Here is a 24,570-nt window from a genome sequence, read left to right on the forward strand (position 1 = left end):
TCTGAAATAAATTGTACAACTCATTTAATTCAAGATTGACAGTAATACTTCGGTGTTACGGTTTAATTACGAATTGAAATGAGAACTAGCAAATTAACTGAATCAAGCGTTTTGGTATATGAATTTAGATTGAAGCTGTACAGTGCTTAAGTGCACGAGACTTTGAACTGTAGATTAAATAAATCATTGATTATTTATTTAATTGTCTTAATCCTACTTGTAGGGATTAACGACTGTTTGGGGTTGTATAGTCAAGTAATTAAGTGCATGTGGTGGATGCCTTGGCAGTCAGAGGCGAAGAAAGACGTGATAGCCTGCGAAAAGCTCCGGGGAGGCGGCAAATATCCTTTGATCCGGAGATTTCTGAATGGGGAAACCCACCTACCTTAAGGTAGGTATCGTATGATGAATACATAGTCATACGAAGCGAACGCGGGGAAGTGAAACATCTCAGTACCCGTAGGAAAAGAAATCAATTGAGATTCCCTCAGTAGCGGCGAGCGAAAGGGGAAAAGCCCATTAAGTTATGTGTGTTTTAGTGGAATGCTCTGGGAAGTGCAACCATAGTGGGTGATAGTCCTGTACACGAAAGGGCACACATAATGATGACGAGTAGGGCGAGGCACGTGAAACCTTGTCTGAATATGGGGGGACCATCCTCCAAGGCTAAATACTCCTGACTGACCGATAGTGAACCAGTACCGTGAGGGAAAGGCGAAAAGAACCCCTGTGAGGGGAGTGAAATAGATCCTGAAACCGCATGCATACAAGCAGTGGGAGCCAACTTGTTTGGTGACTGCGTACCTTTTGTATAATGGGTCAGCGACTTATATTCAGTAGCAAGGTTAACCGAATAGGGGAGCCGTAGAGAAATCGAGTCTTAATAGGGCGTTTAGTTGCTGGGTATAGACCCGAAACCGGGTGATCTATCCATGAGCAGGTTGAAGGTTGGGTAACACTAACTGGAGGACCGAACCCACTGTCGTTGAAAAGCCAGGGGATGACTTGTGGATAGGGGTGAAAGGCTAATCAAACTCGGTGATAGCTGGTTCTCCCCGAAAGCTATTTAGGTAGCGCCTCGGACGAATACCATTGGGGGTAGAGCACTGTTTCGGCTAGGGGGTCATCCCGACTTACCAAACCGATGCAAACTCCGAATACCAATGAGTACTATCCGGGAGACAGACTGCGGGTGCTAACGTCCGTAGTCAAGAGGAAAACAATCCAGACCGCCAGCTAAGGCCCCAAAATCATAGTTAAGTGGGAAACGATGTGGGAAGGCATAGACAGCTAGGAGGTTGGCTTAGAAGCAGCCACCCTTTAAAGAAAGCGTAATAGCTCACTAGTCGAGTCGGCCTGCGCGGAAGATGTAACGGGGCTAAAACTATGTGCCGAAGCTGCGGATGCATAATTTATTATGCGTGGTAGGGGAGCGTTCTGTAAGCCGAAGAAGGTGGATTGAGAAGTCTGCTGGAGGTATCAGAAGTGCGAATGCTGACGTGAGTAACGACAAAACGGGTGAAAAACCCGTTCGCTGAAAGACCAAGGGTTCCAGTCCAACGTTAATCGGGGCTGGGTGAGTCGACCCCTAAGGCGAGGCCGAGAGGCGTAGTCGATGGGAAATTGGTTAATATTCCAATACTTCAGTGTAATGCGATGAGAGGACGGAGAAGGTTAAGTCAGCCTGGCGTTGGTTGTCCAGGTGAAAGGAAGTAGGCATGCATCTTAGGCAAATCCGGGGTGCTCTATGCTGAGATCTGATAGCAAGCTGTACTTGTACAGTGAAGTGGCTGATACCCTGCTTCCAGGAAAAGTCTCTAAGCTTCAGTTACACTGGAATCGTACCCGAAACCGACACAGGTGGTCAGGTCGAGTAGACCAAAGCGCTTGAGAGAACTCTGCTGAAGGAACTAGGCAAAATGGTACCGTAACTTCGGGAGAAGGTACGCTGTTGATGGTGATAGGACTTGCTCCTTGAGCTGTCGACAGCCTCAGAAACCAGGCCGCTGCAACTGTTTATTAAAAACATAGCACTCTGCAAACACGAAAGTGGACGTATAGGGTGTGATGCCTGCCCGGTGCTGGAAGGTTAATTGATGGGGTTAGCGTAAGCGAAGCTCTTGATCGAAGCCCCAGTAAACGGCGGCCGTAACTATAACGGTCCTAAGGTAGCGAAATTCCTTGTCGGGTAAGTTCCGACCTGCACGAATGGCATAATGATGGCGGCGCTGTCTCCAGCAGAGGCTCAGTGAAATCGAATTCGCCGTGAAGATGCGGTGTACCCGCGGCTAGACGGAAAGACCCCGTGAACCTTTACTGCAGCTTGACATTGAACTTTGACCTTACTTGTGTAGGATAGGTGGGAGGCTTTGAAACTCGGACGCTAGTTCGAGTGGAGCCGTCCTTGAAATACCACCCTGGTAATGTTGAGGTTCTAACTCTGTCCCGTTATCCGGGACGAGGACCATGTCTGGTGGGTAGTTTGACTGGGGCGGTCTCCTCCTAAAGAGTAACGGAGGAGTACGAAGGTGCGCTCAGCGTGGTCGGAAATCACGCGTAGAGTATAAAGGCAAAAGCGCGCTTAACTGCGAGACCCACAAGTCGAGCAGGTACGAAAGTAGGTCTTAGTGATCCGGTGGTTCTGTATGGAAGGGCCATCGCTCAACGGATAAAAGGTACTCTGGGGATAACAGGCTGATACCGCCCAAGAGTTCATATCGACGGCGGTGTTTGGCACCTCGATGTCGGCTCATCTCATCCTGGGGCTGAAGCAGGTCCCAAGGGTATGGCTGTTCGCCATTTAAAGAGGTACGCGAGCTGGGTTTAGAACGTCGTGAGACAGTTCGGTCCCTATCTACCGTGGGCGCTGGAAATTTGAGAGGATCTGCTCCTAGTACGAGAGGACCAGAGTGGACGAACCTCTGGTGTACCGGTTGTGACGCCAGTCGCATCGCCGGGTAGCTATGTTCGGAAGGGATAACCGCTGAAAGCATCTAAGCGGGAAGCCTACCTCAAGATAAGATTTCCCCGAGGCTTTATGCCTCCTAAAGAGCCGTTGAAGACTACGACGTTGATAGGTTGGATGTGGAAGCATAGCGATATGTGAAGCTGACCAATACTAATTGCTCGTGAGGCTTGACTATACAACACCCAAACAGTTGGGGTTGTATGCTCAATCGATTCAAATCCAATCAGTCAATTCAGACTGATCTTGATTTAGTTAACGCTAAACAATAAAATTCAGACCCAATAGCCAACCTGTTAATAACTCATTTGGAACAAAGTAAGGCATTACATGCAAAAGCAGAGTAACTAAGACCCGAACAAGTCCATAAACAGTTGTGCTGGCGACCATAGCAAGAGTGAACCACCTGATCCCTTCCCGAACTCAGAAGTGAAACCTCTTCGCGCTGATGGTAGTGTGGGGTTACCCATGTGAGAGTAAGTCATCGCCAGCTCATTATTCTAAACACCCTCAACTAACGTTGAGGGTGTTTTTTTATGCAAAAAGAAAATAAAGTTAGAAAAATAAAATTATAAAAAGAAAGGAAACATAAAAGTGAAGGCAAAATAAAACCATCTGAGGATGGTTTTAAATAGTAAGCATATTTTCCAAATTTGATTAGACTTCACGTAGTTGTCGACGTGCATGTTTAAGTGCTGTTCTTAAACCCTCTTCTAGTGTTGGATGGTAGAACGGTTTATCTAAAATATCCTCAAGTGTGAGTTCTTCATCAATCATCCAAGCCAATAAGTGCGCCATGTGCTCAGCAGCATCCACAAATAATTCAGCACCTAATAACTTTTGACTTTTATTATCAATATAAACTTCAATCGCACCTTTATTTTTTCCTAGCACCAAGGCGCGACCTTGTTTTTCATAAGAAACAAAGCCTGTTGTAAATGCAATATTTTGATCTTTCAGTTGTTTATAGTTTTGTCCTACAGATGCCATTTCAGGTGAGCTAAACACAATACCCATGGGTGTTAATGTTTTAATATTTTCAATGTTTGGAAAGCTTAAACAATTATGCACGGCTGCACGCCCTTCATGTGCTGCTTCATGTTGAATGGGAGTATTCGTGTGTGCATCACCCACAATAAAAATAGCATGCTGTCCGAGTTGTTTGGTATGAGGATCAATTGGGAGTTGTTTGATGTTGTTGAAACTTGTATCAATATTTTCAAGATGAAGCTGATCTAAATAGCTGCGTCTACCCGTAGCAACCAATACATAATCGGCAGTTAAGCTTTGTATTTGTCCATTTTCTTGATATTCAATTTTCACGCCTTGTTCTGTTTTTTGTAGTTGTGTAGGCAAGGTTTCAAATTTGATATTCAATTCTCGACTGAGTGTATCTTGTGCAATGGTTTGTAGTTCTGGGCTGCGGAGTGAACCAACTTTACGACTACGGGCAAAAATAGTGGTATCTACCCCTAAGCGTTGCATAGCTTGAGCCAATTCGATTGCAATTACACCACTGCCAATGACGGCCAAAGATTGGGGTAAGTTCTCTAATTCAAAGATTTGATCTGATGTGATTAAGCGTTCGCCTAAGTTTTCTTTCCAGGCTTGGTCATAAGCAGGAGTAGAACCGACTGCAACAATAAAAGCTTTTGCCTGATATTGCTGTCCATTCACTTGAATTGTATGGGCATCTATGAAAGTCGCAAAGCCTGAAATCTTATGGGATGCTTCCCAACGATCTACATCTTTTTGTGTGGCACGGGTAAAACGATCACGTAATTGGCGTACGTGCGTCATGATTTGGGATGTATCAATTTTTGCATCTACCGTGAGTGCAACTTCTTGTGCATGTTGTATGTCGTGCATGCGATTGGCACTAGAGATGAGAACTTTGCTGGGCATACAACCAACGCGGGCACAGGTGGTGTCCCATGGACCGTGATTGATGATGAGTAGGTTTTGGGTGTATTTAATCGCTTCTTTATAGGCGCTAATGCCTGCGGTGCCTGCACCAATAATAATGAGGTCGTACATTTGTGAGCTACTTCATGTAATAAATAAATTTAGGCTAACACAAGCAAAACATTTATCATGCTTTTATTTACATAAAGCTATAACTATGGTTACATAGCACCCAATAAATATTTATAAAAACTCTCTATATATTGAGAGTTCTAGGGGGATTTCATGTTTAATAAACAAACACCTTTAAAGTTGTCTGCCATTGCTATTTCTATTTTACTTGCAAGCTGTGGTGGCGGTGGTAGTGACGGGTATTATAACCAAAATGAAAATACTACTGGTGGAGGTTCGGGTACTGATAACGGTATTGAAACACCAGTAGTTGCTAAATTAAATATCACTAATGTTGAAGTTTTTGACAACAATAATCAAAAAACTACAGCTTTAACAATTCTTGGTGCAAGTGCGAGTGTAAAAGTAACTGACCAAAATGGTCAGCCAGTAAGTGGTGCATTAGTAACATTCACGGGCGAAAATATTAGTTTTGAAACTTCAAATGCTACAGTGCTCTCAAATGCTGATGGAATTGCAAAAATTGGAATTAAGCCTGTAGATGAAACTAAAACTGGTATTTTTAAAATTGCTGCAAATGCAGAAATTGGTGGTAATACTGCCAATACAAGCGATACCTTTGTATCTGTTGAAGCTCTGAAAACTAAGTTTGATAATCTTGTATTTGATAATTCAACTATTGATGCAGGTGGTTCTGTTAAAATTAGTCTAAAAACTGTCGATAGCTCGACAGATATTGCACAAAATAATGTGCAAGTAACTTTTAGCTCAGATTGTGGAACGTTTACGAATAACACAGTAAACTCAAATCAAGGTTTAGTTGAAACAACTTATACTGCCATATCTAACGGAGGCCAATTATGTAATGGCACTCAAGTTATTAATATTAGTGCAAATAATGGTGCAACGACGGCTACTAAGAATATTACAATTAATCCGATTAAAGCCAATTCACTTGTATATAGTTCAGGTGAAGTTAAGTTAGGTGCCGCTAATAGTGGTTCTAGTGCATCTGGTAAGGTTGAATTTACAGTATATTCAAATAATCTGCCTGCTAAGGACCAAGCTGTATTGGTTGAGCTGATTAATGCGCCAAATGATCTTAGTTTTATTACATTGCATAACAAAAAAGAAAAAACAATTCAATCTAATGATGAAGGTAAGATTGTCGTAGATATCTTCCCTGGTAGCATACCAGGACCTGTGGAGCTTAAAGCCACCCTTGCTAGTGATACAAGTGTTACAGCATTGACAAAAGGTGTTTCTGTTGCAACAGGACGTGTTACACAAGATGGTTTGAGTCTATCCGTAACTAAGAATGCATTACAATGGGATATTGATGGCGACAAAGCTACGATTGTTGCGCGTTTACGAGATCGTGTTGGTAATAAAGTCCCTGATGGTACAGTTGTAAGTTTTGTTACAGAGGGCGGAAGTATTACGCCGAATTGTTCAACAACTGATGGCGAATGTAGTGTTGTTTTACAGACTCAGAACCCACGTCCAGCTGATAATCGCGTAACCGTTTTAGCTTATGTTGAAGGCGATAAATCTTATATTGATAAGAACTCTGATAATTTATATACAGCGGGTATTGATGAGCTCAAGAGCAATATTGGTGACTTCTTCCGTGATGATAATGAGAATACGATTTTTGAAGCAGCTTTAGGTGAGTTTTTATATAAACGTGGGGCAGTGGGGAATACCTGTGCAGTCAGTACTTTTGCTCAACCAAATATCTCAGGAACATGTAATTCAGAACTTTCTGCAGTAATACGTCAACAGTTAGTCTTCTCATTTAGTAATGATGTGCCAACAATTAAAGATGTAGCTGTGACTACAAGCAAAACAAACTTTACGTTCAAGCTATTTGGTAATAGCGCGCAATCTGTTCCTATGCCGACTGGAACAACAGTTGCCGTACAAGCAGAAGATAATACTAAAGATAATGAAAAATCATGTTCAGCAGAGTTATGGAGTGGTAATGCAACCGTTCCAGCTCAGTTTAATTTACTAACGCCATCAACATTTGCATCGAGTACACAAGTAAATTATTCATACCGCTTAAAAGAATGTGATTCGGGGGATAGTTTAATCTTGACTGTAACAGCTCCGACAGGACAAATTACAAAACAAGAATACACGATTAGTTAAAATAAAAAAACAGCGCTTCGGCGCTGTTTTTTTTATGGGGATTTTAATTTAAAAATTAAAGCGAAGTCCCCACACTCACACCCACCGTCGGGCGCACTTGCATAGAACTACAAGCACTCAGAGCCAAGACACATATCACCACCAATAAAACTTTATTCATGCAACAAACCTTGAATTTTGCCTGATGAAATAACGCACTAGAACGAGAGCCACTACGACAAATCATCAGAATGGGTTTTGGAAGCTCATTATAATATTTGGCGAATTCAAGAATGTCTGTTTGATAAATTTTACCGCTGTTGACAGGTTGATAAATCACACTGATCTGGGATTTTCAGCAATATTGCGTAATTCGCTGACCTTGACCACATTGCCTATCTCTTGATCAGGACGGTTCACAATCACCGATTTAAAACCTTGTCGCATCAACTGTGAAAATTTAGCAGTATTCATCTGACCTGCAACGCTGACTTTATTTGTTAGCATCTGTGTATTGTTTGCGTAACTCAACGAGATACTGCTGCAGATCAGAATACAGCAAAACACATGTTTGAGGATGTGTTTAGTCATCCAACAAATCCATTTGTTTAGCTAACTGAAATAAGTTGTTTGAGCGGTTACCTGTACGGCAGAACATCAACACAGGTTTTGGCAATTCATTATAGTGATTGGCAAATGCACGAACATCTAACTCGGTAATTTGACCAGATACTACAGGCTGATAAACATAATCCAAACCTGCAGCACGTGCTGCTTCTTCAATTTGTGCACTAGTGGGCTGTTCAGGACCACCTTCCATATCTGGGCGGTTATTAATAATTGACTTAAAACCTTTCTCAAGTACCTGAGTTACATGCTCAGGACCAATTTGACCTGCAAAACCGACTTGTTCAGACATGGGGAACACTCCATCATTTTATTCATGACAATATGCTTTATGATAGCATTAAGCAGATTCATGAGCTGAATGTTCTGAAATATTTATAACGACGATAACGATAAAATAACGCAATGGAGCGCTTATGCATTCCTATACGGTCGAGCCTTTATATGTCAAAAGTGATCACGAGGTGATTGCTGCAGACTTTTATCGCCCTAAATCTATAGAAAAACCCGCGGTGATTCTGATGGCGCATGGTCTGGCGGCCTTGCGTCATTTTAAATTGGTGCAATACGCACAGCATTTTGCTCAGGCAGGCTATGCGGTGGTGCTATTCGATTATCGCTATTGGGGCGGGAGTACGGGGCGTCCACGTGAGTTGGTATCCATAGAGGCGCAGTTAGACGACTGGCGCAGCATGATTTCACATATCGCGGAACGTAAGTCGATTGATGCCAAACGTATGATTCTGTGGGGAACTTCACTAAGTGGGGGATATGTGCTGAGTTTGGCCTCACGCTTACACAATATTGCCGCGGTCATGGTACAAGTGCCTTTTGTAGATGGTGCGGAAAGTGCCAAGTTATATCCTTTGCAGCAACTTCCGAAAGCCCTAAAAATCTCCAGTCAGGACTATATGGGAGCAAAGGTGGGGATGTCACCTAAAACACTGGCAGTGGTGGCGCAAAAAGAACTGTGTTTTTTACCGACTGCAGACAGTTATGCAGGTTATATGTCAATTGTGAACCCCGATCATTACTGGAGTGGAGAAATTCCTGCTCGGGTATTTTTTAATTTGATTCGTTATCGTCCCATTCAAGAAGTGCGGCAAATCAACATTCCAGTGTTATTTATTGCCGCACAGCGCGACAGCCTGATTCCAATTGAGTCGAGTCGTGAAGCGGCCACCAATATTGCACCTTATGTACAATATGAGGAGTGGGATATGCAACATTTTGATATTTATCATGGTGAATGGTTTAAAAAAGTCATTCAGACCCAATTAGAGTTTTTACAGCAACTGTTTGGAGTTCAGTAAATGATTATTGTATGCCCTGAATGCGGTGCAAAAAACCGTGTACCTGAAGATAAATTATCTGCCAATCCTGCATGTGGGCAGTGTCATCAAGCGCTGATTCCGCTTGCACCCATTGAATTGAATGAGCAAAATTTCAGTAATTTTATTCAAAATAGTGACTTACCTATTCTGATTGATCTTTGGGCGGACTGGTGTGGCCCTTGCAAAATGATGGCACCACATTTTGCAACAGTTGCCAAGCAAAATCCGCAGGTGGTGTTTGCCAAAATTGATACCGAGGCCAATCCACGCTTAAGCAGTGCATTCCATGTGCGCAGTATTCCAACACTGGTATTGATGAATAAAAGCAATGAAATTGCTAGAATAAGCGGCGCGCTACGAGCGACTGAATTACAACAGTGGTTGGATCAGCAACTCAACGCCCAGTCTTAATGCACTGTTCGTGCTAATTTAATGCAAATGTCCGGAGTGAACGTGTCAGATTCTCATGCAAAACCAGAGGGAGTGCTTTCCCTACAAACAATTGCCATGCCAGCAGATACCAACTGGAGTGGAGATGTCTTTGGAGGCTGGATCGTTTCACAGATGGATTTGGCTGGTGCGATTCATGCCGAGCGTTTTAGTAAAGGACGTTGTGCCACGATTTCCATTAACCAAATGACTTTTTTGGTGCCTGTAAAAGTGGGCGATGTGATCAGTTGCTACACCAAAATTTTGAAAGTGGGCAATACTTCAATTCAAATGCAAATTGAAGTGTGGGACAGCCATGATGATTCACGTGAAGCTGTGCGTGTTACCGAAGGGGTATTTACCTTTGTTGCGGTTGATGTCAAAGGCTCAAAACGTCAGATTCCTGAAGAAGCCAAACAGAAGTTTTTAGAAGCTCAGGCTAGTCAAGCATCATAAGTATCAAGCTAGTCAAACATCGTAATGAAAAAAATCCCAGCACAGTAGCTGGGATTTTTTCTTGGAGAGGAAACAGGCGTTAGGCTTGTTTCTGCTTTAAATGTGCTTTTGACACCCATGCCCACAACATTTCACACTGAATCGGAGCTTCGCCTGATTCATCAATCACACTGACATTGACCAGTGTTTCACCTTTGTCGGTGCTGTGCATGAGTTGTTGCTGTTCTGGGCTGAGTGTGGCAATGGCTGTCATTGCACCTTGAGTTGGACGTTTAAAGTCCACTTTCAGGCTTTTAATCAGCACAATGGCACTATCAGGCACATTCATGGCAGTTACAAAACCTGTGGCAGTTTCAGCCAACAGCGCCATAGCACAGGCATGTACCTGTCCAATATGATTCTGCATGGCTTTATGATTGGCAAGACTGACCACCACTTGCGATGGGGTTACTTCTTGATAGCGAATTTTCGCAGTGCCCACCATCGGCACGACACGACCAAAGGCTTGACTCAAAAGGCGGCTTTGAATGCCTTTCGGCAATTTTGATGTTGCTTTGACCAGTTTGTTTAAGCGATTGGTTGGTGTCATGACATCCCCAAATTAATCTTTAAAGTTGTTAAATTGCAGTGGCAGACCAAATTGTTGCTCTTTCAAGAACGCCATTACTTGTTGCAATGTGTCGCGTTTCTTGTCGGTCACACGAATTTTGTCACCCTGAATAGAAGATTGCACTTTAATGCCACTGTCTTTAATGGCTTTGTTAATTTTTTTTGCGGTATCTGAGTCAAGACCATCTTTAAGTTTGATCACTTGAATCACATTTTTACCTGATGCGGTCATTTTTTGTGGGTCAAGCGCCTGAATGTCGACTTTACGCTTATAGAAGTGATTTTCGAGCATGGTATACACTTGCTCACATTGGAAATCACTTTCAGTGGAGATTTTAATCTCTTTGTTTTTTTCATTGAGGTCGATAGACACATCTTGACCACGAAAATCGAAACGAGTACCGATTTCTTTTTGTGTGTTTTGAACCGCATGATTCACTTCAAAAAGTTCTAATTCAGAAACAATATCGAAAGAAGGCATAATGAAGACCTTTGCAAATGGAAACAATATCTGAGATGCTAGGGATGTTTTCTTCATTTGCCAAGTGTTGTTTTACATCAAAGGAGTGCGCAATGATCCGTAAACAAGAAATTACAACATTTGAGTTCCCAGCTGACGCGATTATCTGGGATGTACGTGATGCAAGTGCTTATGCAGAAGCTCATGTTAAAGGTGCTGTGAATCAGCCAATTAACGATCTATCAGCAGAGAGTCTTACTCAGGTGTCGGCGGATCAACCCATTTACATTTTATGTGGTGGCGGAAGTAAAGCCCCACGTGCAGCGGAAAAACTAGAAGGTTTGGACAGCTCACGTGAATATGTGGTTTTAATGGGTGGTACACGTGCTGCGCGCGACGCAGGCATGCCTTTGGAACAAGGTCACTAAGTATCATCAATATGAAGAAAGCGCCGTAAGGCGCTTTTTTGTTGGGTATCGTTTTATTTCTATTTTCTCTAAGCGAGCGTTAGCTTGAAGGTGGAGGAGCTTTAAAATAAGGCTTCTTGGTTTTCACCTTTTTCTGAAAACGTGTAGCTGCCAGTTTTTGTACTAAGTTTTTAGGTACAGCGCAGGCTTCTGCTAAAACTTGTGCCGCCAGTATTTCACTGCACAACGGGGCAAATAAAAAGCCTTTAGAACCGAGTCCTGCAAAGCTGTAAATTTCCTGATCATCACGCATTTTGCCAAGTAGGGGAAAATAATCCTTACTTTGGGCGCGTAGCGAAGCGCGACCTTGCCAAGTATCTACGGGTGCTAAGTTTTCGGCATACGCAGGAAAGACACTGTGGATAAGTTCGTAGTTATGCACATGGTCTTCTGCCAAGACGTCACAATCTTCCCGATTTGGATAAAACGATGCGCCTAAAATGAGCTGCTCAGCATTGAGCTGCATGCAATAGCCGCCATAGCTATAGGCTTGTGATAATGGCAAGGCTTGATTGGCATTATTTAACCAGCTGACTTGCCCACGAATAGGTTTAAGTACAGGATAGTTTTCAAAAAAAGCACCGCTTTGCAGCGCTGCACAGACGATGACATGATCAAACACTCCAAGTTCAGTATCTACGCTGTGTAAGATCAGTTGCTGTGCTGTCGTGGTGATTTGTTTAATTTGAGCTTGCTGAAACTGAATGTGCGGATGCGCAAGAATTTCATCACGCAGTTGATGTGGAGAAACTGCTCCTGCTTGCAATAAGTTCAAACTGGCAAAATTACTTTGTGGCGTGAATTCTGCAGCGGTGTGCGCTGTTAAAATATCTGGTGGATATTGTGTGGCTAAATCTAGTAATTCATCGGCATGTTTAAGCGCCAATTGATGAATCTGTAACGGACGAAATGCTTTGAATGCGGCATAGTGATTCAAGGCATATTGCCATGCCAGCGTCATTAAGTGATCGGCAGTTTGATGAGCTGGGCAAAGTTTTGGGTTTAACAATGCCAAGGGATTGCCTGAACCACCTGCAAGGGGCGCTGTTTGATCGTAGAGCGTGACTTGATGCCCACGTTGTGCAAATGCCCAAGCACAGCTTAAACCTGCAATTCCTGCGCCTACAATCGCAATATGGCGCTGTTTGGTGGCTGCATTGCGGTTTGTGGCTGAAATTTGTGCCGTTTCAGTCTGATTTGATGTTTGCGGCATGTCCGGCGCTTGCCAAACGGCTTTCAGCATTTCCCGTTTATGTCCAAAACCACGTGGGCGAGTAATCTGAATACCGTGTTGTTTTAAGCCACGTTTAAGTACACCTGCCACACTGAATGAGGCAAAGGTCGTACCATAGTCAGATAAGGCCACAATGGGGTTCAGTACCGTTTCTTGCCACATATCTGGGTTGCAAGAGGGGGCAAAGCCATCTAAAAACCAAGCGTTTACAGGTGTAGTTTTGGCAATTGCAGGGAACACTTCTTGTGCATCACCTAACCATAAATCGAGGCTAAAGCGTTCATCTGGAAAATTTAAACGATGACAGCCTGCTATGGCTGCAGGGTATTGCTGAATCAGCTGTTCAGACAGATGACTCAGTTCTGGCCAAGCGGCTAAGGCACGAATTAGATCGGCTTTGCGGAGTGGAAATTTTTCTACAGAAATGGCGTGCAAGTGACTGTGATTATTAGGACGTACCTGTTGCCACAATTGCCACAGCGCTAAAATATTTAAGCCTGTTCCAAAGCCTGTTTCACCTACGCAAAAATATTCAAAATCGTTGAGTGCTGCCAAGCGGGTGGGTAAGTCGTTGCCCTGTAAAAACACATGCCGCGTTTCGAGCAGGCCATTGTCTTTAGAGAAATACACATCACCAAACTGTTTGGAAATGGGCACATCAATGCCATCGACCAGTTGCCAATCCAGCTCGGCAGTTTGAATAGGCTGAAACAAAACAAAAGTCCTTTAAATGAAAAGGTGCGCAGTCAGATTACCATTGACGACGACGCTTGGTATAAACATAACTGGCAATTAGAAAGCCGAGCAATACGCCTACTGCCAGTGTCGCTGCACCATATAAAAACATTTGCGCACTGCGTTCACTTTGCAGTACTTGAACTTGCACGCCTAAATTATCGTTTTTAAGTTGCAGTTCCTGATTCTGTGCCAAAGCATCGAGGTTTGCCTGTTCAAGTTGTTGCAAACGTGTGCTCTGATCTTTAATCAAGGCTTTGGTTTTAGCTTCCTGAAGGGCTTTATTTTTGGCAATTTGTTCTGCAGTCAGGGGCTTATCTTGTGCAGGAGTAACCCCATTGGCTGTTGCTACAGCTGCCGTGTTGGTCACAGCAGCAGGAGCAGGTGCAGTAGGTGTGGTTGTGGCTGGCTCAACTGCATATACAGGTGAACTGAGCAGAACAGCAACAATACTGGCAACAACGAAACGCATAGCGCTTATCCTTGAGGGAATGCTTTATTGAATGGCTTAACGTCAATGTGGCTATATACGCCTTCTTTTAAGAAAGGTTCATCTTGTAGCCAAGCATCGAGTGCTTCACGACTGTCAAAATCGACAATCATGGTGCTGCCATAAAAGCCTGCTTGTGGATTGCTTGGGTCTTTTGGCATTGCCCCCGCCACAATTAAGCGACCTTCGGCATCGAGTTGTTGCAAACGTGCAAGATGTGCAGGACGGGTCGCAAGACGTTTTTCCAGTGTACCTTCACGGTCAGTACAACTCAGAACAAATAAAGGCATAGTTACTCTCGAATATCGCAGATCAGAAATTATTCAGATGTTTTAAAGTATTTGCGCAATACAATAAACTGCACAATGATAAAGGAAAACATCACAATCATGTCACCAAAAGCAGTGAATTCGCCCCAATATTTTCCGTCCATAAATAAAAATGCAAAAAATACGTGTAGGAAAGACATGACTGCAAACATGGCTGCCCAAGTATAATTCAGGTTTTTCCAGCCAGCTTCGGTCAAGTTGAACACAGGCCCAAATAAGCGTTGAATCAGTGGTTTACGGTCTTTGCTGAACCATGGTGATAGCAAAAAAGCACCTGCAAATACAATGTTTAAAATGGCAGCTTTCAGGCGAATATAAAAGTCATCGCTTAACATTAAAGTAACGCCACCAAAAATTACGGTCATAAACAGCACAATCCACTGTTGTTTATCTAAACGGAATTTTTGCATGATGAACAATGCGCCGTACACCACTAACATCGAGATGATCAGACCTGTGGTGGCCACCAAAATATGGTTGTTATCGACACCGCCTGCAGAGCCGATGAGTTGTAGTAATTGATGATTAGTGTCTTTTGGATCTACAGTTTTGTATAAATAAAAGAAAATAATGAGGGGCACAAAGTCTAAAAGTGCTTTCATGTTAGAGTATCTAAATCTGATCAAATAAATGACATAGTATAAGTGATGCACGGCGTAGATTTACATACACACAGTAATATTTCTGATGGAACTTTGTCACCTGGAGAATTGGTGTCTGCGGCAATTCAGCAGGGCATTCATACCTTGGCATTGACTGATCATGACACAATGGATGGGCTGGCTTTGGCAGAGCAAGCGGCTCAGGGGCAAGATTTAAAGATTATTTCGGGAGTGGAAATTTCCAGTCAATGGTCACGTCCTGCCACTAAAAAAAGCTATAGCGTGCATGTGGTGGCGCTAAACATGCAAAATCCTGCACCTTTACAGGCGCTGCTGGAACAGCAAAAACAAATTCGTGCAGAACGTGCCAAACAAATTTGTGATTTACTCACTCCGCTGATTGGACAAGATATTTATAATGATGTACTTCTTAAAGTCGAAGGCGTAGCAGATCGGATTACCCGTACGCACATTGCCAAAACCTTACAAGAAAAAGGCATTGTAACGCGTGTGCAGCAAGCATTTGATAAATACATCAAAGAAGGCAAAAAGGCTTATGTGAAATTTGATGGCTTGAGTTTGGAAGATACGATTCGGGTAATTCATGACAGTCAGGGTTTTGCCGTGTTGGCGCATCCAACCCGTTATGATTTATCTGCGACCAATATTCGTTATTTGATTGAAATTTTTGCCAAATATGGGGGTGATGCAGTGGAATTGCCGCCTAATATTGACCCTGCATCGACCCGTCAAATGGTGGATCGCATGATTGCTGAACAGGGTCTAAAAGTATCTGTTGGCAGCGATTTTCATGGTGAAAATATGCCGTGGATTAAATTAGGTAATATTCCGCGGGTCAAAGAAGGGCAAGTGGGCATTTGGGAAAGTTTTGTTGAGTGATTCCCTCATCCCAACCTTCGCCATAGAAAAGAGCTAGGGAGAAGTAATAAATTAAAGCAAATTATGGTCGTGTGCTTGAATTGGTGGTGGCGTTGGTTTACCCAACGTACCCAATAATTCAATTTCAATGGTTCTTACCATGGCATCTAAAGGTAAGTCATTGCTTTGCGTGCCAAAAGGTTCTTCAATTTCAGAACTGAGCGCATCCAGACCTAAAAAAGTATAAGCCAAAATACCGACCAAAAGCGGAGTCGCCAATCCGAGTGTAGACCCTAAACTAAAGGGCAACATAAAACAGAAAAAGTACACTGTTCGGTTAAGTAGGACTGAATACGCAAAAGGGAGCGGTGTGGTAGCAATACGGTCACAACCCGTGAGTACCAAACTCAGCTCTGTGACGTGTTGATTCATTTGTGTGTAAATAATATCGGAAATTTCGCCCTCTTTAAGTGCTTGCATTAACTCCCATTGAATCAAACTGAGCGTGTATTGCGGCGCATTGGCTTGTTGATACAGTTGGGTAATTGCTTGCTGACTCATGCCACTGGTTTGAATTAACTCGGTTGGATTGGCAGTTTGATGACGCAGGCGGTCGCGCAAGACATTGGCAAATACAATGACGTGCTGAATGACGCGTTCACGTCGTGCTTGACTAAGTATACGGCAGTCGCGGTCAAAGTGGCGCGCGTTGGCAATCAGCATGCCCCAAAGTTTACGTGCCTCCCACCAACGGTCATAACAGGCAGAGTTTTTAAAGCCCAAAAAAATCGACAGCACCACTCCAATTAAAGTAAAGCCAACCAAAGGCAATTCTGGAAAATGAAAATAACCAATATAAGACAAACCGCCAATAATGGTGGAGATCAACATCACCACGCCCAAAGGCGGTAAGACCTTCGGTAAAATCGTGCCCCGCCAAGAAAACAGTAAGTTAAATACACTGGGTTGATCGACTATCATTTTATTAGAATCATCACAATTTTTTGATGATCTTCTGTGCTTGTGCAGGCTTTGTCAATATGCAAATTTTAAGTGTGCTCAAATTTAAGCAGTTGTTGTTCGGCAAAGGAAAAATTACCTTCACTTGAGATGATACAGTGATCGATCAAACGCAGCTCTAGCAACTGACAGGCTTGCTGAATCTGCTGCGTCAGGATTAAATCTGCACGTGAGGGATGTGGCAATCCGAAAGGATGATTGTGTGCAATCACAATCGCCGTAGCGTGTTGGCTAATTGCAAAACGCAGCAATTGATTAATAGAAATTTCACACGAATTCACTGCGCCATAAAATAACTTTTTAAAGCTGATTTTGCGTAAACAGGCATCTAGACAAAGTACCGCAAACACTTCTTGGGTTTCGCCCAAAAGTTCAAAACGCAAATACTCCATCAAACGTTTGGAGTTGCTAAGCTCTAGCGCATCTTGTTTTAAATGTTCAGCCACATAACGCCGTCCGAGTTCTTTAACTGCCATGAGCTGTGAATATTTACTGTTACCCATGCCGTGAAATTGACACAACTCGGCAATGGGTGCATCGAGTAAAGTAGTGAGATTGCCAAAATGCTGAATTAGCAATCGTGCCAACTCCACCGCAGAATGTTGTTGCGAGCCTGAGCGCAGGAAAATAGCCAGTAGTTCGGCATCGGACAAACTTGCAGCACCATTTTGAATCAGACGCTCACGTGGCCGTTCTTGTTCAGGCCAATGTTTAATAGATAAATGCATTGTTATTTGACTTTTTTATTCTAAATTTGAAACTTAAATCCCAACAGATCTCTTGGGAATGACATTATTTAATGCTATTGTGAGCGCCACTGCAACAAAAAGGTGGCTTATTTGTGAGCTTCGATTTAAGCGTCCTCCCTCATAAAAACATTATTTTAGCTGTGACAGGCGGCATTGCGGCCTATAAAAGTGCGATTTTAGTGCGTCGTTTAAAGGATGCGGGGTTTAGTGTTCGCGTGGTCATGACCAAGGGGGCGCAAGCTTTTATTACACCGCTGACCTTTCAAGCACTGTCAGGCAATCCAGTACATACCGAATTATTAGATACCGAAGCCGAAGCAGGCATGGGGCATATTGAATTGGCACGGTGGGCCGATTTAATTTTGGTTGCGCCCGCCAGTTGCGACACCTTAGCCAAATTTGCTGCAGGTCTGGCCGATGATTTGCTCAGTACTTTATATTTAGCCACCACTGCACCAGTTTGGGTTGCACCTGCCATGAATCAGCAAATGTGGGCAGCCAAAGCCACACAGCGTAACTTAACCACTTTGGTGGAAGATGGCGTGCATGTAATTATGCCCGATGCGGGCGAACAAGCCTGTGGAGATGTTGGTTTAGGGCGTATGCCAGAACCTGAAGATTTGGCGCATCAGGTGACGCAGTATTTTCATCAGGCACAGCGTGCTTTGGTGGAAAAATTTGGCATGTTGGCAGGCAAAAATGTCACCATTACAGCAGGCCCAACCCGCGAAGCTTTAGACCCTGTGCGTTATATTTCTAACCATAGTACAGGCAAAATGGGTTTTTCTTTGGCTGCAGCCTGTTATGCAGCAGGGGCAAAAGTCACGCTTATTGCAGGCCCAGTTAGTTTAGATACGCCAAATGGGGTACAGCGAATTAATGTGTCTTCTGCAATTCAAATGCTAGATACCAGTTTGCAGATGCTTGAACAAGGCTGTGATATTTTCATCGCTACAGCCGCGGTGGCAGATTACCGCGTGGCAGAAATTGCGGAACACAAAATTAAAAAATTAGGCGATGAGCTGAATGTGGCGTTGGTCAAAAACCCTGATATTGTTGCGACCATTGCGCAACAGGAAAAACGTCCGTTTATGGTTGGCTTTGCTGCAGAAACCCGCAATGTAGAAGAGTATGCAGCAGGCAAGTTGGTGGCGAAAAAGCTAGATATGATTGCCTGCAATGACGTTTCCCGTGCCGATATTGGTTTTGCTTCCGATGAAAATGCCATGACGGTATTTTTTGCCGAAAGCTACCGTATGGAAAAACGCGATTTGGAAAAAGCCTCGAAACAGGAAATTGCGCAGCAATTGGTCGAAGCGATACACGATGCCTTGTATCGAGATCCATCTCAGGATGATGATTTTTAATTTTGATCGTCCATCAGCAAACGGATGACATAAAAAACCGCTGAAATTTCAGCAGTTTTTTATATCCAATCGCGAATTAAGCTTGACCTTCAGCTGCAGCGGCTTGAGCACGTTGCATATTGGCTTCAAACTCGGCATCGAAGTTGATTGGCGTTAACAATAATTGTGGGAAGCTGCCTTTGGTAACCATATCATTCACTGCTTCACGCAAGAATGGGAACAAAATGTTCGGGCAGTATGCGCCAAGAATGTACGGTAAACGCTCTTCTTCAACGCCATCAATCAGGAAAATACCAGCTTGGGTAACATCCACAATAAATGCAGTATCGCCGGCGTTGTTGGCTTGAACCACAACTTTTAATGCTACTTCAAAGTGGGTTGGATCAATTTTTTCTGCAGAAGATGACAGGTTGATGTTCAATTCAGGCTGCCATTCTTTGGTAAATACTTGTGCCCCAGGAACTTCAAAAGAAATGTCTTTGGTATAAATACGCTCTAATGCCAATTGTGGTTGAGCTTGTTGTTCTTCACTCATGTTAAATCCTTAAGAGTTGGTTATCGTGTTATGTTTATGCCAATAATTGATCAAGCTTGCCTTCGCGATCTAACGCATATAATTGGTCAAAGCCGCCAATAAATTGGTCATTGATGAAAATTTGTGGAACGGTACGATGATTGGTACGTTGCATTAATTCAACACGTACTTCAGGCGCTTCATTCGACAAATTAATTTCTTTATAGGCAACGCCTTTACGCTCAAGGAGTTGTTTTGCACGAATGCAGTATGGACATACAGTCGTTGAATAAATAGTGACTTCAGCCATGATTGTTCTCCTTGCGAAAAATATTGGGTAAAACTATTTGCTTTTTACTAAAGGTAAACCTTGTGCTTTCCAGTTGCTAATACCGCCATCTAAACGATAGGCATCGGTATGTGCGACCTGTTGTAAAGCACTGCCTGCAACCTGACCCAAGTTACAGATAAAGACCAATGGACGATCTGAGGTTTTTAACTCTTCAACATGCTTGGTAATTTGGCTATAGGGAATATTGCGGCTACCACTGATATGACCTTCACGGAAATCTTTGGCATCACGTAAATCAATCAACATGGCATTTTTAGCTTTGACTAAAATACCCAAAGATTGTGGGGAAATTTTGCGACCATTGCGTTGACCCTCTAACACAAAGAACAACACTACCAATACAGCCAGCGTCCCAAATAAGAAGGGATGATTCCCCATAAATTCGAACCAACGTTCCACAAGTCACCTAATTACAATGTCAAAATTGTTCAAGAGTATAGCGTATAAATATGGCGATCAAAAACACCGCTTCAAGGGCAGCGCCACAATAAAATTAATTTTTTTGTTGCGCTTCGGCAATTTCATCACACAGTCTTAAATAACTGTCTAAACGACGCGATAATATTTCACCTTCTGCAGCAGCCAGTCGCAGCGCACATTGCTTTTCATGTTTATGGGTACAGTTGCGGAATTGGCAATGCCCCAGCAGGTTTTCAATTTCAGGAAAACCATTTTGAATTTTATCTTGGCTTAAGTGCCATAAACCAAATTCACGAATCCCCGGTGAGTCAATTAAGGCTGCACCATCTCCAAAGCCAATTAAGCGGGTAGAGGTTGTGGTGTGTTGTCCAAGTGCTGAGTTTTCTGAAATGATATTGGTCTTTTGCGCCGCTTCAGGCACGATGGCATTAATCAGCGAGCTTTTCCCCACACCCGATTGTCCAACAAAAGCCACCGTTTCACCTGCCAAACGTGCCGCCAAATGCTCTAAATTCGCATCGGACTGGGTTTGCATGACTTCATACCCCAAGTCTTGATATTCCTTAAGCAAGTCTAAAATCGGGTCGTTTTCTTTGAGCAAATCAGATTTGTTTAAGACCAATAAGGCGGGAATATCGGCATCGGCACAAGCAACCAAATAGCGGTCAATCAAGCCCGGTGCAGGTTCAGGCAAAGGCGCAAAAACAATCACAATCAAACTGATATTGGCGGCAACAGGTTTAACTTTGTGATAACGATCAGGTCGGGTCAATAAAGATTGGCGTGGATGAATCGCGGTAATAATCCCTAAACCTGTATTCGGATCGGCTTGCCATTTGACCCGATCTCCCGTCACCAATAATTCTAAATTGGTGCGAGTATGACAACGCCAAATGCTGCCTATTTCGATAGGTTTCCAAAACGGTTCAGGCTCACCTGCGTGCACCACAGGTTTTTCAGGATGAATTTCAGGAACAGATAAAGCCTGCACTTCTAATTGACGACCATAGTGTTGTACCACCAAGCCTTCTAAATCATGTGAAGTGTCAATGTCTGCCTGACGTGACTTGTGTTGTTTTTCAATTCGACGTTGCTGTTGTTCAGTCAATCGACGCTTACGAATTAAAGCCATTCATATCCTAAAAAACCATGAACTCAGGATGGCAAAAATAGCATGAAGCGGGGGCACAGTTACAGCCAAGAAGCAAGAAATTTGCTACTATGTTGTTTTTAAGCCGAATAAGATTGCACATTTATGAGCAGCACGCCTGATACTCGCCTCATTTGGATTGATTTGGAAATGACAGGTTTAGATACCGATAACGACCAAATTATTGAAGTGGCTACCATTGTGACCGATGATCATTTAAATATTTTGGCAGAAGGTCCTGTGCTGGCTGTGCATCAACCTGATCGTATTTTAAATGCCATGGATGAGTGGAATACACGTCAGCATGGACAATCGGGCTTAATTGAGCGTGTGCGTCGCAGCAAACTCACTGCGCAGGATGCAGAACAGCAAACTATTGAGTTTCTGAAAAAATGGGTTAATCCTAAAACATCGCCAATGTGTGGCAACTCAATTTGCCAAGACCGCCGTTTTTTACACCGTTTAATGCCTGAATTGGAACAGTACTTCCATTATCGTAATTTGGATGTTTCATCAGTGAAAGAGTTGGCAAAGCGCTGGCGTCCAGAAATTATGAGCGGTTTGAAAAAGAATGCGTCGCATTTGGCGATGGATGATATTCGTGATTCGATTGCCGAGCTGAAATATTATCGCCAATACTTTTTTATTATGAATCAGGACTAAAACCTTTTTCTGCGTAGGAGATGGAGCTGTAACAGCGATCTCTTACGCTTAAACTGTGTTGGTCACTCATAAATAAGAAATAATAAGATATGACGCAGCATTGCCTTATGCCTTACTTTATATAAAGATATTAGAGGCAAGTTTGTATAAAGCTAAGCAATGCTTAGGTGTTCATTGGTTAAAAGCCAAGCAAAACCAAAAGCTTTATTTTCCTGCCTGCCAAAATGCTTCACCTGCCTGAATTGGGTCGCCTGTTTGCGCCAAAGTCTCAAGCCAGACATCATATTGCGCGATGATTGGATGTTGGCTAGGGTGAAAGTCAGGTTTAAACCAATCACGATATTGTGATTGCATTTTGCGTAATTTCCCTTGTTTGCCAAACAGCCATTGCAAGCCACGTACATTCATTTTAAGGCGCTGGGTACGATTAAACCCATCGCATCTCAGCATGACATTGGCGCGGTACAGGGTAAATCCGAACATTAAACCTGTGGTCAGCACCAACGCCATTTTTCGAGTCACTTCAGGCACATTGCCCACCTGTTGCATCACATCAAACGCCACATCACGATGTTCCATTTCTTCAATCGCATGCCATGCAAATAAAGCACGGACATAAGGATGTGCATCTTGCAGCGTGTCTTTTTCGCCATAAAAAGTTTCTGCCATAAGTGCGGTTAAATGTTCCGCAGCTGCTGTCATGGCGATGTTGTATTGGGGCGAGCGATATTTCAGTTCAAACTTAAACACTTTGTTTAGACGCTGAATAAACTGATCTACAGGCATGCCTTGATCTTTCATGACCTGATTCATTTTGTCGTGTGCAATGCCGTGCTGAGCTTCTTGTCGAATAAAATCGGCAACACGCTGTTTTAAGTCAGGGTCTTGAATTTGATCACGGAACAAACGTACCGATTGAATGAAATAACGCTCGCCATCAGGAAAAGTCAGGCTTAAAGCATCAAACATGCGGGTCAAAAACGGGTCACCTGCAAACCAGTAACGCGGCACATCGGCTAATTTAAAATCGAGATTGCTGCGTACTATGGGCGCAACATGATATTGGACAAGTGCATTCATTTTATTTTATTTCACTCTGGTCAATCCTGTTTGCAGTATGTCGGGCTTTGGCAGATTTGTTTTGACAGTATTTGCCAGTTTTTATACATTAAACGACAAAAGAAAATGATGCATGTCAAAATGAGCAAGCACATGAGCGAAATTCAAATTCCAAATGGCTATTATCAACTTTGGTTACGCTATTTATCTGCACAGGGCAGAGTTCCTGAGCAGCTTGGATTTTCGCCTGCACAATTGCAGCATTTACAGCATGTGTTGGCATTGCCTATGGATACCCAATCGTCTTATCAATTTTTTAATGAGATCATCCAACACAGTATTCAGTTTTTAGATTGTCCAACGCTTGTTTTTGAATTGGCGCGTTATATTCAGCCTGAACATTTTGGTGTGCTCGGCTATATGGCATCGCGTAGTAATAGTGTTGCAGAAGCCCTTCAATATATGATGCGTTTTAGTCGTTTGGTGGTAGATGGTACGGCAGCCGTACCGATGCGACTGGAACAACAACCAGATGCTTTATATTTATCATGGCCGTTGGTGGATGAAAAATACAGCTTGGTTCATGAAATGACTTTTGCCTGTATGACTCAATTGGCCATGCAAATTTTTGATTTTCAACACTCTCCGATACGGGAGATTCATTTTGCCCATGCACCGCGTATGGCGATGCTGCATTATGAAAAGTTTTATGGTTGTAAGGTTTTATTTAAGCAAGCGGAATATCAAATTGTTTTAAATTTAGAAAGCCTCAGTTTAAAACCACAGCAAGCCGATCCCTCTTTAATTCATTTACTCACCAAACAAGCTGAAGATGCGATTGCGTTAAAACCACAATTAGAAACCGTGCAGCAGCAAGTCCAAGAGCAGGTGGCGCATTATTTACGTTATGAACAGCAAGTGCCGAGCATTGAATGGGTGGCGCAGCGTTTATTTCGTTCAGGGCGTACGTTACAGCGTCAGCTTAAACAGGAAGGTACGGGTTTTAAACAGATTCTTGAAATAGAACGGATGCAGCGCTGTGAAAACTTACTGCGACAAAATGTGAGCCTAAGCGATATTGCACAGTTGTTGGGTTATTCAGACCAATCGGCTTTGGCGCGTGCCTATAAAGCCTGCACAGGACAGACCTTGCTAAAACGTAAACAGCAGTTGCAGCAAGCTGAGGATGCGCTTTCTCTACAGCAAAATACGCCATAAATAGTATGGATTGGCTCATTATCAACAGGTGATTTCGCGCTAAGAGATTGAAAATAAGCTGTGTGTAGCCATGACCGAATCAGCTTTTGCAAGGTTGATAAAGCCTAAGATAAAACCTGAAGTTGTTTATTTTTATCAATATTTTTAAATTTAAAAGCACGATTGAGCAAGTTTCAAAAACCGATAAGCAGGCAAAATTAGGCATCTTTGATCATTGAGAAAAAAGCGCAAATATCAGTAAATGTAGCCTCGCGGTTGTTCTGAATAAATCG

General features: G+C 43.0%; 23 protein-coding genes, 2 rRNA genes and 2 pseudogenes. 11 read left to right on the forward strand and 16 right to left on the reverse strand.

All coding sequences use genetic code 11. The annotated features are described in order from the left end of the window. Positions 1-249: 249 nt before the first annotated feature. Positions 250-3,143: ribosomal RNA gene (locus C3Y93_RS12205) — 23S ribosomal RNA — on the forward strand. A gap of 200 nt (positions 3,144-3,343) precedes the next feature. Further along, positions 3,344-3,458: ribosomal RNA gene (rrf, locus tag C3Y93_RS12210) — 5S ribosomal RNA — on the forward strand. 164 nt (positions 3,459-3,622) lie between these two features. Here the strand turns inward: rrf and C3Y93_RS12215 are convergent. Beyond that, positions 3,623-5,002 carry a dihydrolipoyl dehydrogenase gene (locus C3Y93_RS12215; RefSeq protein ID WP_104853050.1) on the reverse strand — a complete coding sequence of 460 codons (1,380 nt, stop codon included), beginning with the start codon at positions 5,000-5,002 and terminating at the stop codon, positions 3,623-3,625. Positions 5,003-5,155: 153 nt separating this feature from the next. Here C3Y93_RS12215 and C3Y93_RS14595 point away from each other — a divergent pair. Next, positions 5,156-5,248: pseudogene (locus tag C3Y93_RS14595) on the forward strand (hypothetical protein); the annotation flags it as partial. Between the two features lie 2,060 nt (positions 5,249-7,308). On the opposite strand, the pseudogene C3Y93_RS12225 reads toward C3Y93_RS14595, so the two are convergent. Together C3Y93_RS12225 and C3Y93_RS12230 are read right to left on the reverse strand one after the other, a co-directional pair. Further along, a pseudogene (locus tag C3Y93_RS12225) lies at positions 7,309-7,726 on the reverse strand (beta-lactamase hydrolase domain-containing protein). After that, positions 7,719-8,054, reverse strand: coding sequence for a TIGR01244 family sulfur transferase (locus C3Y93_RS12230; protein ID WP_019838040.1), 336 nt, complete (start codon positions 8,052-8,054; stop codon positions 7,719-7,721). The pseudogene C3Y93_RS12225 and the gene C3Y93_RS12230 overlap by 8 nt, the downstream one beginning before the upstream one ends. 124 nt (positions 8,055-8,178) lie before the next feature. On the opposite strand from C3Y93_RS12230, the gene C3Y93_RS12235 reads away from it, so the two are divergent. From C3Y93_RS12235 to C3Y93_RS12245, 3 genes are read left to right on the forward strand one after another with little or no spacing between them, the layout of a single operon-like run. Further along, positions 8,179-9,075 carry an alpha/beta hydrolase gene (locus C3Y93_RS12235; RefSeq protein WP_104853052.1) on the forward strand — a complete coding sequence of 299 codons (897 nt, stop codon included), beginning with the start codon at positions 8,179-8,181 and terminating at the stop codon, positions 9,073-9,075. Beyond that, positions 9,076-9,507 (forward strand): thioredoxin TrxC, encoded by a 432-nt coding sequence (trxC, locus tag C3Y93_RS12240; RefSeq protein WP_104853053.1) that lies wholly within the window; start codon positions 9,076-9,078, stop codon positions 9,505-9,507. 27 nt (positions 9,508-9,534) lie between these two features. Then, positions 9,535-9,981: an acyl-CoA thioesterase gene (locus C3Y93_RS12245; RefSeq protein ID WP_218618957.1), complete on the forward strand. Its 447-nt coding sequence runs from the start codon at positions 9,535-9,537 to the stop codon at positions 9,979-9,981. Positions 9,982-10,060: 79 nt separating this feature from the next. Here C3Y93_RS12245 and C3Y93_RS12250 read toward each other — a convergent pair whose 3' ends face one another. Next, the gene (locus C3Y93_RS12250) at positions 10,061-10,570 is read right to left on the reverse strand and encodes a DUF4442 domain-containing protein (RefSeq protein ID WP_104853054.1); all 510 of its coding nucleotides are present in this window, start codon (positions 10,568-10,570) and stop codon (positions 10,061-10,063) included. 12 nt (positions 10,571-10,582) lie between these two features. Beyond that, positions 10,583-11,071, reverse strand: coding sequence for a YajQ family cyclic di-GMP-binding protein (locus C3Y93_RS12255; RefSeq protein WP_004976234.1), 489 nt, complete (start codon positions 11,069-11,071; stop codon positions 10,583-10,585). Positions 11,072-11,163: 92 nt separating this feature from the next. Between C3Y93_RS12255 and C3Y93_RS12260 the strand changes: the two genes are divergently transcribed. Beyond that, complete coding sequence (locus C3Y93_RS12260) at positions 11,164-11,478, forward strand: rhodanese-like domain-containing protein (protein ID WP_004976235.1); 315 nt, start codon at positions 11,164-11,166, stop codon at positions 11,476-11,478. A 79-nt stretch (positions 11,479-11,557) separates the two neighbouring features. On the opposite strand, the gene mnmC is transcribed toward C3Y93_RS12260, so the two are convergent. The 4 genes from mnmC to C3Y93_RS12280 are packed head-to-tail and all read right to left on the reverse strand — an operon-like array spanning position 11,558 to position 14,907. Continuing rightward, entirely contained in the window at positions 11,558-13,465 is a 1,908-nt protein-coding gene (gene mnmC / locus C3Y93_RS12265; protein ID WP_104853055.1) for an FAD-dependent 5-carboxymethylaminomethyl-2-thiouridine(34) oxidoreductase MnmC, read from the reverse strand. A gap of 37 nt (positions 13,466-13,502) precedes the next feature. After that, positions 13,503-13,958: a hypothetical protein gene (locus C3Y93_RS12270; RefSeq protein WP_104853056.1), complete on the reverse strand. Its 456-nt coding sequence runs from the start codon at positions 13,956-13,958 to the stop codon at positions 13,503-13,505. Positions 13,959-13,963: 5 nt separating this feature from the next. Continuing rightward, positions 13,964-14,266: a YciI family protein gene (locus C3Y93_RS12275; protein ID WP_004976238.1), complete on the reverse strand. Its 303-nt coding sequence runs from the start codon at positions 14,264-14,266 to the stop codon at positions 13,964-13,966. A 29-nt stretch (positions 14,267-14,295) separates the two neighbouring features. Further along, positions 14,296-14,907: a septation protein IspZ gene (locus tag C3Y93_RS12280; RefSeq protein WP_004976239.1), complete on the reverse strand. Its 612-nt coding sequence runs from the start codon at positions 14,905-14,907 to the stop codon at positions 14,296-14,298. Between the two features lie 45 nt (positions 14,908-14,952). Between C3Y93_RS12280 and C3Y93_RS12285 the strand changes: the two genes are divergently transcribed. Next, positions 14,953-15,807 (forward strand): PHP domain-containing protein, encoded by an 855-nt coding sequence (locus C3Y93_RS12285; RefSeq protein WP_104853057.1) that lies wholly within the window; start codon positions 14,953-14,955, stop codon positions 15,805-15,807. A 51-nt stretch (positions 15,808-15,858) separates the two neighbouring features. On the opposite strand, the gene C3Y93_RS12290 is transcribed toward C3Y93_RS12285, so the two are convergent. Together C3Y93_RS12290 and radC are read right to left on the reverse strand one after the other, a co-directional pair. Next, on the reverse strand, positions 15,859-16,767 hold the full coding sequence (locus tag C3Y93_RS12290; RefSeq protein ID WP_070153846.1) for a bestrophin family protein: 909 nt from the start codon (positions 16,765-16,767) through the stop codon (positions 15,859-15,861). A gap of 68 nt (positions 16,768-16,835) precedes the next feature. Beyond that, a complete protein-coding gene (gene radC, locus C3Y93_RS12295) occupies positions 16,836-17,534 on the reverse strand; it encodes a RadC family protein (protein ID WP_104853058.1) in 699 nt (232 codons plus the stop codon). Positions 17,535-17,647: 113 nt separating this feature from the next. On the opposite strand from radC, the gene coaBC reads away from it, so the two are divergent. After that, on the forward strand, positions 17,648-18,922 hold the full coding sequence (gene coaBC, locus C3Y93_RS12300) for a bifunctional phosphopantothenoylcysteine decarboxylase/phosphopantothenate--cysteine ligase CoaBC (RefSeq protein WP_004976244.1): 1,275 nt from the start codon (positions 17,648-17,650) through the stop codon (positions 18,920-18,922). Between the two features lie 76 nt (positions 18,923-18,998). On the opposite strand, the gene secB is transcribed toward coaBC, so the two are convergent. The 4 genes from secB to rsgA form a co-directional block, all read right to left on the reverse strand. Beyond that, the gene (gene secB / locus C3Y93_RS12305) at positions 18,999-19,457 is read right to left on the reverse strand and encodes a protein-export chaperone SecB (RefSeq protein ID WP_004976246.1); all 459 of its coding nucleotides are present in this window, start codon (positions 19,455-19,457) and stop codon (positions 18,999-19,001) included. Between the two features lie 34 nt (positions 19,458-19,491). Continuing rightward, positions 19,492-19,746 carry a glutaredoxin 3 gene (gene grxC, locus C3Y93_RS12310; RefSeq protein ID WP_004976247.1) on the reverse strand — a complete coding sequence of 85 codons (255 nt, stop codon included), beginning with the start codon at positions 19,744-19,746 and terminating at the stop codon, positions 19,492-19,494. Positions 19,747-19,779: 33 nt separating this feature from the next. Next, positions 19,780-20,187, reverse strand: a complete 408-nt coding sequence (locus C3Y93_RS12315; protein ID WP_004976250.1) for a rhodanese-like domain-containing protein — start codon at positions 20,185-20,187, stop codon at positions 19,780-19,782. A 94-nt stretch (positions 20,188-20,281) separates the two neighbouring features. Beyond that, entirely contained in the window at positions 20,282-21,340 is a 1,059-nt protein-coding gene (rsgA, locus tag C3Y93_RS12320; protein WP_096902409.1) for a small ribosomal subunit biogenesis GTPase RsgA, read from the reverse strand. Between the two features lie 123 nt (positions 21,341-21,463). Here rsgA and orn point away from each other — a divergent pair, with 123 nt between their 5' ends. Next, a complete protein-coding gene (gene orn, locus C3Y93_RS12325) occupies positions 21,464-22,021 on the forward strand; it encodes an oligoribonuclease (protein WP_004976254.1) in 558 nt (185 codons plus the stop codon). A 204-nt stretch (positions 22,022-22,225) separates the two neighbouring features. Here orn and C3Y93_RS12330 read toward each other — a convergent pair whose 3' ends face one another. Next, a complete protein-coding gene (locus C3Y93_RS12330) occupies positions 22,226-23,101 on the reverse strand; it encodes a metal-dependent hydrolase (RefSeq protein WP_004976256.1) in 876 nt (291 codons plus the stop codon). A gap of 132 nt (positions 23,102-23,233) precedes the next feature. On the opposite strand from C3Y93_RS12330, the gene C3Y93_RS12335 reads away from it, so the two are divergent. Then, positions 23,234-24,298: an AraC family transcriptional regulator gene (locus C3Y93_RS12335; RefSeq protein ID WP_104853059.1), complete on the forward strand. Its 1,065-nt coding sequence runs from the start codon at positions 23,234-23,236 to the stop codon at positions 24,296-24,298. The last annotated feature ends 272 nt before the right edge of the window (positions 24,299-24,570 follow it).

Origin of the sequence: Acinetobacter sp. SWBY1 (assembly GCF_002946595.1) — a bacterium.
In the GTDB taxonomy this organism is placed as follows: domain Bacteria; phylum Pseudomonadota; class Gammaproteobacteria; order Pseudomonadales; family Moraxellaceae; genus Acinetobacter; species Acinetobacter towneri.